The 13983-nt window shown below is 74.4% G+C and carries 11 protein-coding genes; 2 read left to right on the forward strand and 9 right to left on the reverse strand.

Annotated features, from left to right (window positions below; genetic code table 11):
* Window positions 1-19: 19 nt before the first annotated feature.
* The 5 genes from ACW69E_RS23875 to ACW69E_RS23895 form a co-directional block, all read right to left on the reverse strand.
* Window positions 20-448, reverse strand: a complete 429-nt coding sequence (locus ACW69E_RS23875) for an adenylyltransferase/cytidyltransferase family protein (RefSeq protein ID WP_457500342.1) — start codon at window positions 446-448, stop codon at window positions 20-22.
* 25 nt (window positions 449-473) lie between these two features.
* Complete coding sequence (locus ACW69E_RS23880; RefSeq protein ID WP_457500343.1) at window positions 474-2012, reverse strand: fibronectin type III domain-containing protein; 1539 nt, start codon at window positions 2010-2012, stop codon at window positions 474-476.
* A 96-nt stretch (window positions 2013-2108) separates the two neighbouring features.
* Complete coding sequence (locus ACW69E_RS23885) at window positions 2109-3701, reverse strand: lipopolysaccharide biosynthesis protein (protein WP_457500344.1); 1593 nt, start codon at window positions 3699-3701, stop codon at window positions 2109-2111.
* A complete protein-coding gene (locus tag ACW69E_RS23890) occupies window positions 3698-5458 on the reverse strand; it encodes a polysaccharide biosynthesis tyrosine autokinase (RefSeq protein ID WP_457500345.1) in 1761 nt (586 codons plus the stop codon). Before ACW69E_RS23890 ends, ACW69E_RS23885 begins: the two co-directional genes overlap by 4 nt.
* The gene (locus ACW69E_RS23895; RefSeq protein ID WP_457500346.1) at window positions 5455-7023 is read right to left on the reverse strand and encodes a hypothetical protein; all 1569 of its coding nucleotides are present in this window, start codon (window positions 7021-7023) and stop codon (window positions 5455-5457) included. Before ACW69E_RS23895 ends, ACW69E_RS23890 begins: the two co-directional genes overlap by 4 nt.
* Before the next feature lie 183 nt (window positions 7024-7206).
* Between ACW69E_RS23895 and ACW69E_RS23900 the strand changes: the two genes are divergently transcribed.
* Window positions 7207-8466 (forward strand): glycosyltransferase, encoded by a 1260-nt coding sequence (locus ACW69E_RS23900; protein WP_457500353.1) that lies wholly within the window; start codon window positions 7207-7209, stop codon window positions 8464-8466.
* A gap of 80 nt (window positions 8467-8546) precedes the next feature.
* Here ACW69E_RS23900 and ACW69E_RS23905 read toward each other — a convergent pair whose 3' ends face one another.
* From ACW69E_RS23905 to gmd, 3 genes are read right to left on the reverse strand one after another with little or no spacing between them, the layout of a single operon-like run.
* On the reverse strand, window positions 8547-9695 hold the full coding sequence (locus ACW69E_RS23905) for a glycosyltransferase (protein ID WP_457500347.1): 1149 nt from the start codon (window positions 9693-9695) through the stop codon (window positions 8547-8549).
* Complete coding sequence (locus ACW69E_RS23910; protein ID WP_457500348.1) at window positions 9692-10228, reverse strand: DapH/DapD/GlmU-related protein; 537 nt, start codon at window positions 10226-10228, stop codon at window positions 9692-9694. Before ACW69E_RS23910 ends, ACW69E_RS23905 begins: the two co-directional genes overlap by 4 nt.
* Window positions 10225-11238, reverse strand: a complete 1014-nt coding sequence (gmd, locus tag ACW69E_RS23915) for a GDP-mannose 4,6-dehydratase (protein ID WP_457500349.1) — start codon at window positions 11236-11238, stop codon at window positions 10225-10227. The genes ACW69E_RS23910 and gmd overlap by 4 nt, the downstream gene beginning before the upstream one ends.
* Before the next feature lie 128 nt (window positions 11239-11366).
* On the opposite strand from gmd, the gene ACW69E_RS23920 reads away from it, so the two are divergent.
* Window positions 11367-12320, forward strand: a complete 954-nt coding sequence (locus ACW69E_RS23920) for a GDP-L-fucose synthase family protein (RefSeq protein WP_457500350.1) — start codon at window positions 11367-11369, stop codon at window positions 12318-12320.
* A 40-nt stretch (window positions 12321-12360) separates the two neighbouring features.
* Here ACW69E_RS23920 and ACW69E_RS23925 read toward each other — a convergent pair whose 3' ends face one another.
* Entirely contained in the window at window positions 12361-13686 is a 1326-nt protein-coding gene (locus ACW69E_RS23925; protein ID WP_457500351.1) for a sugar transferase, read from the reverse strand.
* Window positions 13687-13983: the final 297 nt, after the last annotated feature.

The raw sequence follows: 13983 nt of genomic DNA on the forward strand, positions 1-13983 counted from the left end.
GGTGCGTCGCGCGGCAGGCTCAGGCCGACTCGGCCAGCCCGTCGAGTGCCCGCCTCAGCAGCGTGCTGGAGGTGTGGACGGTGTAGGGGAAGTACACGACCTCGACCCCGACGCCGGCGAAGTCGCGCTCCAGCTTCTCCCCCTTCTCCGTGCCCTGCCAGTCGTCGCCCTTGAAGATGACGTCGAAGCGCACCTGCCGCCAGGTCTCCAGCTTGTCGGGCACCGTCTCCACGAACGCGGCGTCCACGAAGCGGATGCTGCGTACGATCTCCAGCCGCTCGGTGAGCGGCACGACCGGCGACCTGCCCTTGGCCTGGCGGGCCATCTCGTCGGACACCACCCCGGCCACCAGGTAGTCGCAGCGGCTCCTGGCGTGCCGCAGGATGTTCAGGTGCCCGACGTGGAATAAGTCGTATACCCCGGGCGCGTAGCCCACGTGGTGCGTCATCCGCTCTCCTCGGCGTACGGTCGGGTCAGCTGCCGGCTGTCACGTACACGGGACCGTTGCGCCCCGAGAGGTTGGTGCCGTCGGTGACCTCCAGCGAGTAGCGGTGGGTGGCGCCGGGCTCCACGGTGTCGGTGTAGCCCATCATGGGCCGGTCCCAGTAGCGGGAGTCCTGCTCGATGGAGGTCAGGAAGACGCCGTCCCGGTAGAGCCGGTAGGTCAGGACTCCGTCGTCCCGGTCCCAGGAGGCCCTCCAGCTGAGCTCGATCTTCCCCCTGGCCCCGGTGGCGCCGCTCATCAGCGGTACCTGGGGCGCTCCGGTGTCCGGCTCGGCCGCGAAGCGGGTCAGCCCCTGCTGCGGTTTCTCGTTGACGGTGGTGAACTCCCCGCCCGTCCACAGGATCTCGTCGGCCATGACCATGGCGCGCGGGCCGATCTGCTCGCCGATGCCGTCGTTGGTGTCGGGGAACCAGGGCAGGATGGTCTTGTCGGAGATCGACTGGGCCAGCAGGTGCTGGCGGTTGCGGTGCTCGGGGAAGCCGCCGGGGGTGTCGCCGCAGTTGTGCGCGTGCGAGCCGCTGTAGAGCACACCCCGGTGGGGCACCACGGCCTGGGTGGCGCCCAGGCAGGTGTCCTTCCACAGCATCGCCCCGTCCGAGAGCCGTCCGGCCGCACGGCCGTCGAAGACTCCGCCGCCGGTGCCCTCGGCACCCAGGTAGAAGTTGGTTCCGTCGTTGACCAGGGACTTCACCGCCGACTTGCGCGGGATCCAGCCGGTGAAGCGGTCGGTGATCCGCCCTGTGGTCGCGTCCAGGCCGACCAGTGCGTGCACGCTGTTCAGGAGGCTGCCGTTGATGGAGGTGAACCGGCCGCCGATGATGACCTTGTTCAGGTGCGGGACGGCGGTGATGGCGTTGATGCCGGGGATGGGGTCGTTGGAGATCGACGATCCCCGGACGGTGACGTCGAAGGGCAGCAGGGTGCTGTCGGGGGCCAGGGCCGCGACGCGTTCGCGTGTCTGCCCCTGGACGGTGGTGAACTGGCCGCCGATGTAGACGGTGTCGTCGGTGACGTCGATGGCCCGCACGGTCGAGGAGACCACCGGCTTCCAGTCGGAGCCGATGGTGCAGTCGCCGGTGTCCAGGGCGGCGGTGTTGGAGCGTCCCACTCCCCCGGCGCTGCCGAAGGAGCCGCCGATGTAGAGCAGCGAGCCGTCGGGGGACGGCTTCAGGGCCCGTACGGTTTCCACGCCTCCGGTGAACTCCGGTGCGCACGGGAGGGGCTCACCGGTCACCGCGTCGAAGGCGGCGAAGTTCTTCCGCGGCAGTTCGCCGGTGCCGGGCGCGGCCCCGGGCGGGCGGATGTGCTCGAAGGAGCCCCCCGCGTAGACGACGCCCCGTGCGTAGGCCAGGGCCCATACGATGCCGTCGGTCTGCCAGGTCTCCAGCGGATCGGCGGTCAGTGTGGTCTCTCCGGCGGCCTGGGCCGGCCCGGCCCCCAACGCCGTGGACGACAGGCCGAGCACGGTGGCGGCGAGCAGGAGTCTGACGGGTCTTCTTCTGCGCATGGATTCCCCCCTGGAAACGCATGAGCGCGGACGGAACGAGCCGGGGTGGGGAGGGCGTCCGCGCCGGTCGGCGCACGCGGCGGCCACCCCTTTGGCTCAGCTTGCTCGGCGCGACTTCCCCTCGCTGCCCTTGCGCAGCGCCCGGAGGAACTCCCCCACCCCCAGCGGCACACGATAGCGCCACAGGGCCGCGCAGAACCCGCAGACGGCGAAAGCGCCGCCCAGCACAGCACCCCAGGGAGTGTCCCCCCACAGCGCTCGGGCGGCGAACGCCGGCGGCGCGACGGCCGCGACGGCCGCGGCCGCGGCGTGGAGGTAGCCGCGGTCGGCGGTACGGAAGCCCAGCCGCCGCACCAGCAGCGCCGAGGCGGTGTTGTCCACCACGATCGCCAGCCCCCAGGCCAGGGCCGCTCCCGTCACCCCGTACCGCGGCACCAGCCAGACCCCGGCGCCGAGCTGGACGGCGAAGCCCGCACCGGCCGTCGCCAGGTTCCAGGTGCTGCGGCCGGCCATCAGGAGGACCGTCTGCGCGTTGCCGACCCCGACGTTGACCACGCAGGCGGCCGACAGCACCACCAGCGCGGCGGCGCCCTGGCCGAAACCGGGCCCGAACAGGGAGAGCACGGTGGCGGGGAAGGCGGCGAGCAGCATGAACAGGGGCCAGGAGAACAGCACGATCCACCGGGTGGACAGCCGGTGCAGGTGCTCCGCCTCCCGCTCCAGGCCGGCCGCCAGCAGTCTGCTGATCTGCGCGGCCACGGCGAGGCGCACCGCGAGCTGGAGCAGGGTGCCGGCCGTCACCAGCCGGCCGACGGCCGTGTAGACCCCGGCCTCGGCGCTGGTGCCCAGCGCCGACAGCAGGACCACCCCGATCCACACCGCGGCGATGTCGAAGACCGAGGACAGGGCGCGGGGACCGGCGAAGGACCAGAACTCGCCCGGGGGGACGGGCGGCTTCCCGCCCACGGGTCGTTCCTCCCCCGGCCCGCCCGTACCGCCGCGCCTCACCGCGCAGGAGCGGCGCAGCGAGACCCAGGTCGCCACCGCGCCCAGCAGGGCGGGGGCCAGCCAGGCCGCGGACAGCGTGAGCACACCCGGCGCGAGCAGGACCAGGGGCAGCGCGAGCACCACCCGCAGCACGGGTTTGCCGATCTGCTCCACGCCCACGAAGGGGACCACCGAGCCGTATCCGCGGGTGGCTCCCAGCAGTACCAGGGAGACGGTCGCCACCGGCAGGAAGAGCGCGAACAGCCGCACCACCGCCAGGGCCTGGCCGGCGGGGAGACCGGGCAGCAGCCAGGCCGCCAGGGCGGGCGAGAGGAACAGCAGGGCCGCGCACGCCGTGCTCGCCGCCAGGGCGGGTGGTACGGCGGTGCGCAGCAGCGCCGGTACGCCGGCCCCGCCGGTGAGTTCCAGGTCGCGGGAGACGAAGCGCACCAGCGCGGTGTCGGCACCCAGCTTGCAGGCGTTGCTCACGATGGTGAACGCGGCGACGCCCGTGAAGACCGCGCCGGCCCCGTGCGCGCCGAGCCCGCGGGTGACGACGGCGACCAGGAGGAAGCCGGACAGCGCGTTGACGGCGGAGCCCGCGAAGCCGAACCAGCCGCCGCGCACGGTCGCGGCGACCCCCCGGGCGCGTGCCCCGGCCGGCGTACCGTCGCCGTGCGCGGCGGGCCGTGCGCCGGTCACGGGCGCGGGGCTGTGCCGTCGCCGGTGCGCCGGTACCGGCCGTACGAGCCGTAGGCGGTGTCCGGCCGGGCCTCGGACGGCTCCGGTTCCAGGCGCTTGAGCGCCACGGTGTCCTCACCCGTGGCGCCGGAGCCGGGGCCGTCCCCGGCGCCCGTGCCGGAGCCAGTACCCGTACCGGAGCGGTCCGTCCCGGTGTCCCCGGCGGGCGGGGCGGGTTCGGCGGGCGGAGCGGGAGAGGGGCCGCGGCGGCGCTTGCGTCCGCCCTCGTACAGCACCGCGCCCAGGACGTGCCCGCCGACGGAGGTGACCAGATCCCGCACCCGGTCCAGGTCGTCCCTGAGGGTGGTGTCCGGATCGCAGACCACCAGCACCCCGCGCGCCAGTCCGGCGACGGCCGTGCCGTCCGCGTGGGACAGCAGCGGCGCGGTGACGGCCACGACGTACTCGCCCCGCTCGGCGGCCCCGCTCAGCAGCCTCGTGAAACCGGGTGAGTTCAGCGCCCGCGCGGCGTCGGGCACCCGGCATCCGGGGACGAGTTCGAGGTATCCGGCGGTACCGGCGTCCACGGTGGCCCGCGCGCCGTCCGGCCAGCGGCCCGGCACGGGCTCGCGGACGGCGCCGCGCACGGGGAGTTCCCCGGCCAGGCGCGGTGTACGCGGGTCGGCCTCGACCAGCAGCACGTCACGGCCGGTCTCGGCCAGGGCCGCGGCGAGGTTGACCGCCGCGGGCACGGTCCCGGGGTGCTCCCGGGCGGAGACGACCAGCAGGCCGCCGGGCTCGGCCAGTCGCGGGTGGCGCAGCGTGCGCAGGGCGATCGTGCGGAACTCCTCGGCCCGATCCCCGCCGTGGGACGGGCCGACCTCCAGGATCCCGGCGCCGTCGCGCCGCGGCGGCAGGGTGCCGAGCACGGGTGCGCGCAGGGCGGTGCGCACCTCGCCGGCCGAGCGCGCCCGCGGGTCGAGCAGGGAGCGGATCCAGGCGGTGAGCAGTCCGCCGGCCAGGCCGGCGACCGCTCCGACCGGCACGAGTACCGCGATCCCGGGGCCGGAGGGCGCCTCGGGCGCCTCTCCCCTGCGCACCACGTCGCCGGGAGAGGTGTCCAGGGTCCTCAGTCCGGTGACGCGCCCCTGGAGGTCGGCTATGCGGGCGGTGAGGTTGGCGCGTTCGGACTCGGCGGTCTGCCGGGCGTACTCGGTGGACGCGCCGGCGATCTTCTCGTCCAGCTCCTCGCGCTGGTCGATCAGGGGCTGGAGTTCCTCGTTCAGCTCGGCGACGGTGTTGTCGATGCGCCGCACGACGGCTGCCTCGCGGTGGTCGAGGTAGGCGCGTACGAAGGCGTTGACGCGTTCGGCCGCCGCCCGCGGCGAGTCGGCCGTGTACTCGAACTCCAGGATGTGCGTGTCGGGAGGGTTGCTCACCCGCAGACCCCGCTGGAGCTGCGCCGGGTCGGCTCCTTCGCCCAGTTTCTCGGCGGCGCGTCCGGCGACGGTGGCGCTCCGGGCCACCTGCCGCTCGGTGCCCATGCTGATCTGCTTGTCGGCCGAGACTCCGCCGGCCTCGAACGGCGCGGTGCTGATGGCCTGTACGACGACCTCGCCGGTGGCGGTGTAGTCCGCGCCGCCCACGGTGGACACGGCCCCGCCGCAGGCGGCGCCCAGCAGCAGGCCGGCGGCGATGACGGCGCGGTGGCGGAAGAGCCTGCGCAACTGGTCGCGGAGCTGGTCGGGCTCCCGCGAGGAGGGGTCGTAGGCGCTCACGTGCGTGTTTCTCCTGTGGAGGTGGTCGAGAAGGTGGTGCGGGTGCGGGGCACGGCGCCCGCGGGCACGGGGCCGGGCGCCGTCGCCGGGTCCGCCCACGGCTCGGAGGGGGGTTCGGGGTGCGGCTCGGCGGGCGGCCGCGCGGGCGCCGTCCGGCCCGGTCTTCCGGTGATCAGCACGGGCGTCAGGAGCAGCAGGGTCAGCGGTCCCATCACGAACAGCAGGCTGCCGCGCAGCAGGATGATCTGGTAGAAGCCGAACGCGGTCACGGCCAGGGCCGCGAGCGTGGCGCCGTGTTCGCGCAGCCGGTGCCGTACGCCGTCGATCCGCCGTCCCGCGGCCCCGAAGAGCGCGAAGACCGCGGCGACCCCGGGGAGGCCGGCCCACATGTAGCTCTCGATCCACAGCGGCGCGGAGAGGTTCTCGAAGGAGTAGCCGGCGTGCCGGGCCAGGGCGATGCCCGCGTCGTCGGGCTTGCCGGGCCAGAGGGCGCGCGGCACGAAGAACAGCGGCGGCCCGAGCGCGTTCCCGGGCGCGTGGCCGTTCTCCCGTACCTGGTCGACGCCGGTGGCGATCTGCTGGAAGGCGTCGTAGTCGCCGTTGGATGTGAACTGCTCGGCGAGCGAGACGACCTCGACCGGCTCGCGTCTGTCGTGGCGGAAGTAGTCGCTGTAGGGGAACACCAGGAGCACCGCGGCGGTGACGGTGGCCGCCCCCGCCCGGAAGGCCCTCGGCCGGCGCAGCGCGGGAGCGGCGAAGACGAGCGTCAGCAGCACCGTCCCGGCCCAGAAGCGCGGCTGGCTGACGGGGTTGTTCACCACGGTGTTCACCGCGACCAGCACGGGCAGCAGGATCCACCGCACTCCGCGCAGGGTCCGGTCGCCGCCGGGCGTGCGGGGCACGTACAGCAGCGCCAGAAGCGCCCAGAAGGCCGGCACCGACAGGCTCCAGGCGGCCAGGGCCTGGCCCGCGGCCTCGCCCGAACCGCCCTGTCCGGTGGCCTCGTTGACGGCCTGGCGGCTCTGGAAGAACGCCGCCGGGCCGCCCTGGGCGGGGACCAGCACGGCCGCCAGCGCCAGGGACAGCCCGCACAGCAGCAGGGTGCGCACAGGGGTGATCCGGCGGGCGAGCAGCGGTCCGAGTACGGGCGGGGTGCGGGGCGTCCGCCGTCCCGCCAGCGCCGATCCGGCGCTGTAGGCGAGCAGTCCGGTCTCCACCAGGGCCGCCGAGGTGAAGGCGGTGCCGGCATCGACGGCGAAGCCCCAGGGGTAGGAGTCGGTGGCCAGCATGGCCAGTGGCGCCAGGCCCAGCCAGACGTAGCAGAAGAGCCAGAAGCCGAAGCCGACCACCCGGATCAGGGGATCGGTCAGTACCCGCGCCAGCGCCCCTCCGGTGTGGGCCACCACCACGCACTGCACCGCGAACGCGGCGCCGGTGCGCACGTCCTGCCCGTACAGCACCAGTGCGGGCAGCAGCAGGACGAGCAGGACGGTGGACAGGCACAGCGCGGGGACGCTGCGCCGTCCGGTCCGCTCCGCCGCCGGGGACGGTTCCCTCACGGGCATGCCCCCCTCTCCTCCTCCCGTTCCGTGCCGGCCCCGGTCCAAGACGGCAGGGGCGGGTTCCCGCGCTTGGCAGGGATCGGATTGATCGAACTTTCTGCTTTTATCAGTTTTTCCGATGTTCTGGCAGTGAATGAGAGCGTATGCCCCTACGATGACCGCGTCTTCGAAGGGGGGACGGCTGTGCTGGACTCGTTCGCGGGCCGCTGCGTGCTCGTGGTCTCGACCAACTACGCGCCGGAGCACGCCGGCATCGGACCGTACTCGGCGCAGATCGCCGAGCACCTGGCCTCGCTGGGCGCCGACACCCATGTGCTCGCCGGGATGCCGCACTACCCGGCGTGGCGGGTGCACGAGGAGTACCGCGGCAGGTGGCGGGTGAGCGAGGTGCGCGGGGGCGTCACCGTCCACCGCCGCAGGCACACCGTGCCGCGGCGTCAGACGGCGCTGCGCCGGGGGCTCTTCGAGGCCGGCGTCCTGGCGCACGGTGCCGTGGCGCCGCCGCGCGTCCGCCCGGACGTGGTGCTCTCCCAGATGCCCAGCCTCGCCGGAGGGGTGCTCGGCGCCCGCATCGCCCGGCGCGCCGGAGTGCCGCACGCGGTGGTCGTCCAGGATCTGATGGGCGCGGCGGCCGGACAGAGCGGAATGAGCGGCGGCGGCCGGGTCGCCTCGTTCGCCGGGGCCGTGGAGGGCCGGGTACTGCGCTCGGCGGCGCTGGTGGGGGTGGTGCACGAGTCGTTCGCCGACCGGGTGGCGGCCATGGGCGTGCCGCGCGAGCGGGTGCGGGTGGTGCCCAACTGGACGCATGTGCGAGCCCCCGGCGGCGACCGTGCGCGGACCAGGGCCCGGCTGGGCTGGTCCGAGGACACCACCGTGGTGCTGCACTCGGGGAACATGGGCCTCAAGCAGGGGCTGGAGGTGCTGGTGGAGACCGCCCGTCTCGTCGGCCGGGACGGCGCTCCGGGCGGCGGGACGGGCGGCACGGTGCGGGTGGTGCTGATGGGCGAGGGGCACCGGCGCGAGTATCTGCGGGAGCTGGCGCGGGGGGTGGAGTCGCTGGACTTCCTCCCGCCCGCGGACGCGGAGGAGTTCCCCGAGATCCTGGCCGCGGCGGACGTACTGGCCGTCACCCAGCGGGCGTCGGTGCTGGACATGAGCCTGCCGTCCAAGCTGACCTCGTACTTCACGTCCGGACGCCCGGTGGTCGCGTCCGTCGCCGCCGGCAGCGGCACCGCGCGGGAGGTCGAGCGCTCCGGCGCCGGGGTGGTGGTGCCCGCGGAGGACCCCGAGGCCCTGCTGGAGGCGGTCCGCCGGCTGGCCGGCGATCCGGGCGAGTGCGCCGAACTGGGGGCGCGGGGGCGCGAGTACGTCGAGCGGCGGCTGAGCCGCCGGGCCGGTCTGGAGCGGATCACCGCCCTGCTGCGGGAGGCCTCGGCCGCCGGATGACGAACGGGCGCGGCGCGGCGGCGCGGGACGGCACACCGGCTCGGGGTGGTTCGGGGGCGGCGCGGGCCGCGTGCGGCGCCTCACCGCGCTCCGGGCCGGACGGCGCGGGCGGCGGCCCCGTACAGTCTCTCCAGCCGGTCGGCCACGGCCGCCACCGAGAACCGCTCCCGCACCGCCGCGCGGCCCGCCGCGGCGGTGCGCTCGCGCAGCGACCGGTCCTCCAGCAGGCTCAGCACCGCGCCGGCCAGCGCCCCGGGGGAGCCGTCGGTGACCAGCGCGGCGCCGCGCCGCTCCAGTTCGGCGGCGATCCCGCAGCTGTCGGTGCAGACCACGGGGGTGCCGGCGGCCAGCGCCTCCAGCACGCTCATCGGGAACGGCTCGTCCACGCTGGGCAGGACGTACACGGTGGCGCGGGCGATGCGTCGCACAGCGGCGGCGTGGTCCAGCGGCCCGCCGTACTCCACCGCCCCCTCCAGTCCCTCCTGGGCGATCAGCCGGCGCACCGGCGCCAGCCGGCCCTCGTCGGCCCCGTGCAGGGCGAAGGAGGCCTCAGGGTGCTCGGCGCGCACCAGCGCGGCCATGCGCACGAACGCCTCGGGACGCTTGCGCCGGTGGAGCCGGGCGAGGAAGAGCACGTCCGCCCCGTCCGGCCGGCCCTCCGGCTCGCCTTCTCCCTCCTGCGGCGGCCTCACCCCGTTGGGCAGCCGGACGGTCGGCGGGCCGCCCGGCCGCAGCACCCTGCGCAGCCCGGTCTCCTCGGCCTCGGTGAGCACCAGCGCGGCACGCGCCCCGCGCAGCAGGGGCACGTAGCAGCGGTCGAAGAGGCGGACGGCGGCCGAGCGGCGCGGCTGCACCATGCCGTGGGTCTGGACGACGAAGGGGCGGCGGCGCAGTACGGCGGCGGCCAGCGCCGCGAGGGAGACCAGATCGCGTCCGGCGTGGACGTGCAGCACGTCGGCCCGGCCCGCCAGCCGCCACAGGGCGAGGGCCAGCCGCGGGTTGAACAGGCCCAGGAACCCCTGGCCGGGCACCAGCGTGCGGGCCCGGTGGGCGCGCAGCGGCACGCCGTCCAGGATGCGCGGCGGCGCGGCGCGGCCGCGCCACAGGGAGACCAGCGCGACCTCGTGGCCGCGCGCGGCGAGTTCGGCGAGCTGCCCGGTGGCCACGCTCACCGGGCCGCCGTAGGCGCCGTCGTCGCCGGTGAGGGTGACGGTGTGGACGATCCTCATCGCGCGCCTCCGGCGGTGAGCACGGCTTCCGGCGCGAGGTCGCGGTGGGCGACCGCCCCGGCCCCGACCACCGCGCCCGCGCCGACGGTGACGCCGCGCAGCACCATGGCCCGGGCGGCCACCCAGCAGCCGCGCTCCAGGCGGACGGGGGCGTTGTCGAACTCGAAGGTGGGCGAGTGCCGTTGATGGCTGCCGGTGCACAGCACCGCCTCCTGGGAGACGCACACGTCGCTCTCGACGGTGATCGGCTCCAGATTGATCAGCCAGGCGCCCTCGCCGATCCACACGTCGTCGCCGACGTCCAGCTTCCAGGGCCACTGCACGCGCACCCGGTGCCGGATCAGGACCCGCTCCCCCACGCTCGCGCCGAAGGCCCGCAGCAGCGGCGGGCGCCAGCGCGGCGGGAACCACCACTTGACGAAGAGCAGGTTGAGCGCGGCGAACCAGGCGGCCTGGACCAGCAGGCCGCGCTGCTTGTCGTAGCCGGCGCCGGTGAAGCCCCGCAGCCGGCGCCCGGCGGCCGGGGCACTCAACGGTCCACCCTCACACGGCGGCCGGACAGTTCGGCCTCCAGCTGCGCCACATCGGCCTCGACCATGATCCGGGCCAGCTCGTCGTAGCGCACCTTCGGGGACCAGTCCAGCAGCCTGTTCGCCTTGGAGGCGTCCCCGATCAGGGCGTCCACCTCCGTGGGGCGCTCGTACTTGGGGTCGAAGCGCACATGGCGCTCCCAGTCCAGCCCCGCGGAGCCGAAGGCGGCGGTGAGGAAGTCGCGGACGGTCGCGGCCACTCCGGTGGCCACCACGTAGTCGTCGGGCTCGTCGCGCTGGAGCATGCGCCACATGGCCTCGACGTACTCGGGCGCGTAGCCCCAGTCGCGGACGGCGTCGAGGTTGCCCAGGTAGAGGTGCTCCTGCAGGCCCGCCCGGATCCGGGCGACGGCGCGGGTGATCTTGCGGGTGACGAAGGTCTCGCCGCGGCGCGGGCTCTCGTGGTTGAAGAGGATGCCGTTGACGGCGTGGAGGCCGTACGCCTCGCGGTAGTTGACGGTGGCCCAGTACGCCATCACCTTGGCGCAGCCGTAGGGGCTGCGCGGGTGGAAGGGCGTGGTCTCGTTCTGCGGTGGCGGGGTGGAGCCGAACATCTCCGAGGAGGAGGCCTGGTACAGCCTGGTCTCCACGCCGCCGGCCCGGATCGCCTCCAGCAGCCGTAACGCGCCGAGCCCGGTCACCTCGCCGGTGTACAGGGGCGCGTCGAAGGAGACGCGGACGTGGGACTGCGCCCCCAGGTTGTACACCTCGTCCGGCCGGATGTCGCGCAGCAGGTTGACCAGCGCCACCCCGTCCGCGAGGTCGGCGTGGTGCAGGACGAGCCGGCGGCCGGGGGTGTGCGGGTCCTGGTAGATGTGGTCGATGCGCTCGGTGTTGAAGCTGGAGGAGCGCCTCATCAGGCCGTGCACGGTGTAGCCCTTGTCCAGCAGCAGCTCGGCCAGATAGGAGCCGTCCTGCCCGGTGATGCCCGTGATCACAGCGGTACGCGGCATGGTGTTCCCCCCACAGGTGGTCTGGTGTCGGCCCGTGTCCGGCCGGGTGCCGGAGCGGGACGGGATCCCGGCGGCAACCGGTCGTATTTCAACAGAAGTCGGGAGAAAGCGCGCCTCTCCCTGCCAGAATGCGTGCCATGGACGATCTGCTGCCCCCGCCCGCCCGCGTCTTCGTCGCGGGACACCGCGGCCTGGTCGGCTCCGCCGTCGCCCGGCGCCTGTCCGCCCGGGGCTACGAGGTGCTGACCCGTACCCGCGCCGAACTCGACCTGCGCGACGGCGCGGCCACCGCCGCCCACCTGCGCGACACCCGGCCCGACGCCGTGGTCCTGGCCGCCGCGAAGGTCGGCGGGATCATGGCCAACAGCACCTTTCCCGTCCAGTTCCTGGAGGACAACCTCCGCATCCAGCTCGGCGTGATCGGCGGCGCACACGCCGCCGGGGTGCGCCGGCTGCTCTTCCTCGGATCGAGCTGCATCTACCCCCGGCACGCCGAGCAGCCGATCACCGAGAGCGCCCTGCTGACCGGCCCGCTGGAGCCGACGAACCAGGCGTACGCCGTCGCCAAGATCGCCGGCATCGTCCAGATCCAGTCCTACCGGCGGCAGTTCGGCGCTTCCTACATATCGGCGATGCCCACCAACCTCTACGGGCCCGGCGACAATTTCGACCCCGAGACCTCGCACGTACTGCCGGCCCTCATCCGCCGCTTCCACGAGGCGCGCGAGAAGGGCGCGCAGGAGGTGGTGCTGTGGGGTACCGGCAGTCCCCGCCGGGAGTTTCTGCACGTGGACGATCTGGCCGCCGCCTGCGAGGTGCTGCTGCGCCGCTACGACGGTGACGAGCCGGTCAACGTCGGCTGCGGCGAGGACCTGACGATCCGCGAACTGGCCGGGCTGGTCGCCTCGGTGGTGGGTTACGGGGGCCGGATCGCCTTCGACCCCACCAGGCCGGACGGCACCCCGCGCAAGCTGCTCGACACCGGCCGGATGAGGGCGCTGGGCTGGTCCCCCTCGATCGGCCTGGCCGAGGGGATCGCCGCCACCCACCGCGCCTGGCTCGGCACGGCGGAAGCGGTCTGACCCGGTCGTGGCGCCCGCCCCGGCGCCCGCCCGGCCGTTCCTAGTACGCGCCACGGGCGCTCACCACGGCGCGGAAGGTGCGGGCCAGAACGGCGGCGTCCATGGCGCAGGACCAGTTGTCCACGTATCTCAGGTCGAGCGCGACGGTCTCGTCCCACGACAGGTCGGACCGTCCGCCGACCTGCCACAGCCCTGTGATCCCCGGCCTGACCGACAGTCTGCGCAGCTCGGTGTCGTCATAGCGCTCCACCTCCTCGGGCAGCGGCGGGCGCGGTCCCACCAGCGACATGTGGCCGGCCAGCACGTTGAACAGCTGGGGCAGCTCGTCCAGGGAGTAGCGGCGCAGAACACGGCCCAGCCGGGTGACCCGGGGGTCCTCGCGGATCTTGAACATCGCCCCGTCGTGCTCGTTCGCCGCCTCCAGCGCCGGGCGCATCCGGTCGGCCGCCTCCACCATCGTGCGGAACTTCCACATCGGAAACGGCCGCCGCCCCTGTCCGACGCGGACCTGCCGGTAGATCACCGGCCCCGGCGACGACAGGCGCACCGCCGCCGCCACCCCCAGCAGGACGGGCGAGAGCACCACGGCCAGCAGCAGGGCGCCCACCCAGTCGGTGACCCGCTTGAGCAGCACCGGCAGCCCCCGCCGGGGCGGCGGTTCCACATGGAGCACGGTCATCCCCGCGGCCCGGGTCAGCCGCAGCCGGCGCCGTGAGACGTCGACGAGGCCGGGCACGACGGCCAGGCTCCGGCCGTCGTCGTACAGGGCCCAGGCCAGCCGGCGCAGCCCCTCGGCCGTCGTCCACCGTCCGGGGAGGACGAAGACCGTGTCGGCGTCGAGTTCCGCGGCTCGCTGGAGGACGGTGGCGGTGTCCACCGTTCCCTCGGCGTTCCCGGGGCCCGCGGCGCCCTCGGGCGCGCAGCCGCCGACCACCACGTACTCGTCGTCGGTGCGCGCTCCCATCCGGGCCGTCAGACCGTCCGCGGCCCCCGCCTCCCCCACGACCAGCACCCGCCGCAGCCCCCGCGCCCGGAGCCGCAGCGCCAGGGTGCGCCGGTGGGTCAGTCTGCGGTGGGCGGCGGTCAGCACCAGGCAGGGAAGGAGCGCGGGCAGCCACGCTCCGGCCGAGACCTCCAGCCGCACCGCGACACACACCGCGGCGAGCAGGCCCAGCATCGCCAGCCAGTCGCGGAGCACCGGCAGTACGGCTGCGCCCTCCCCCACCCGTCCCGCCGCGTAGCGTCCCCTCAGTGCCGCGATCAGCGGCCACGCGGCGCCGACGACCGCGGCGGCCGGCAGCGGGTCCGGCCCTCCCCCCGCGGCGCCCAGCGCGCCGGCCGGCAGCGCGGCGCCGAGCACGTCCACCGCCAGAGCCGGTGGAAGGCGCCGCCCGGCCCCCGGTCTCCACCTCGTCCCGCGCTTCCTGTCCCGCCTGCTGACGCGTAACGGCTCGGCTAAGCCCGCGGGCGCTTCGGCGACCCGCGTTCCGGCAGCCTCGAACAAGGCCCTTCCCCCCTACTCGGTCGGCGTCCCCTTCCCCCCGCTCGGCCGGCCGGTGCCGGCTCCGCATTCGCCTCCGTACCGAGTGTGAAGACTAGAACACACTTGCCGATTTCCGCGGCTGTTTACCCAAGTTGTCGATGTCTGCGGCTTCGGGTTCAT

This window comes from Streptomyces sp. SS8 (assembly GCF_054072955.1).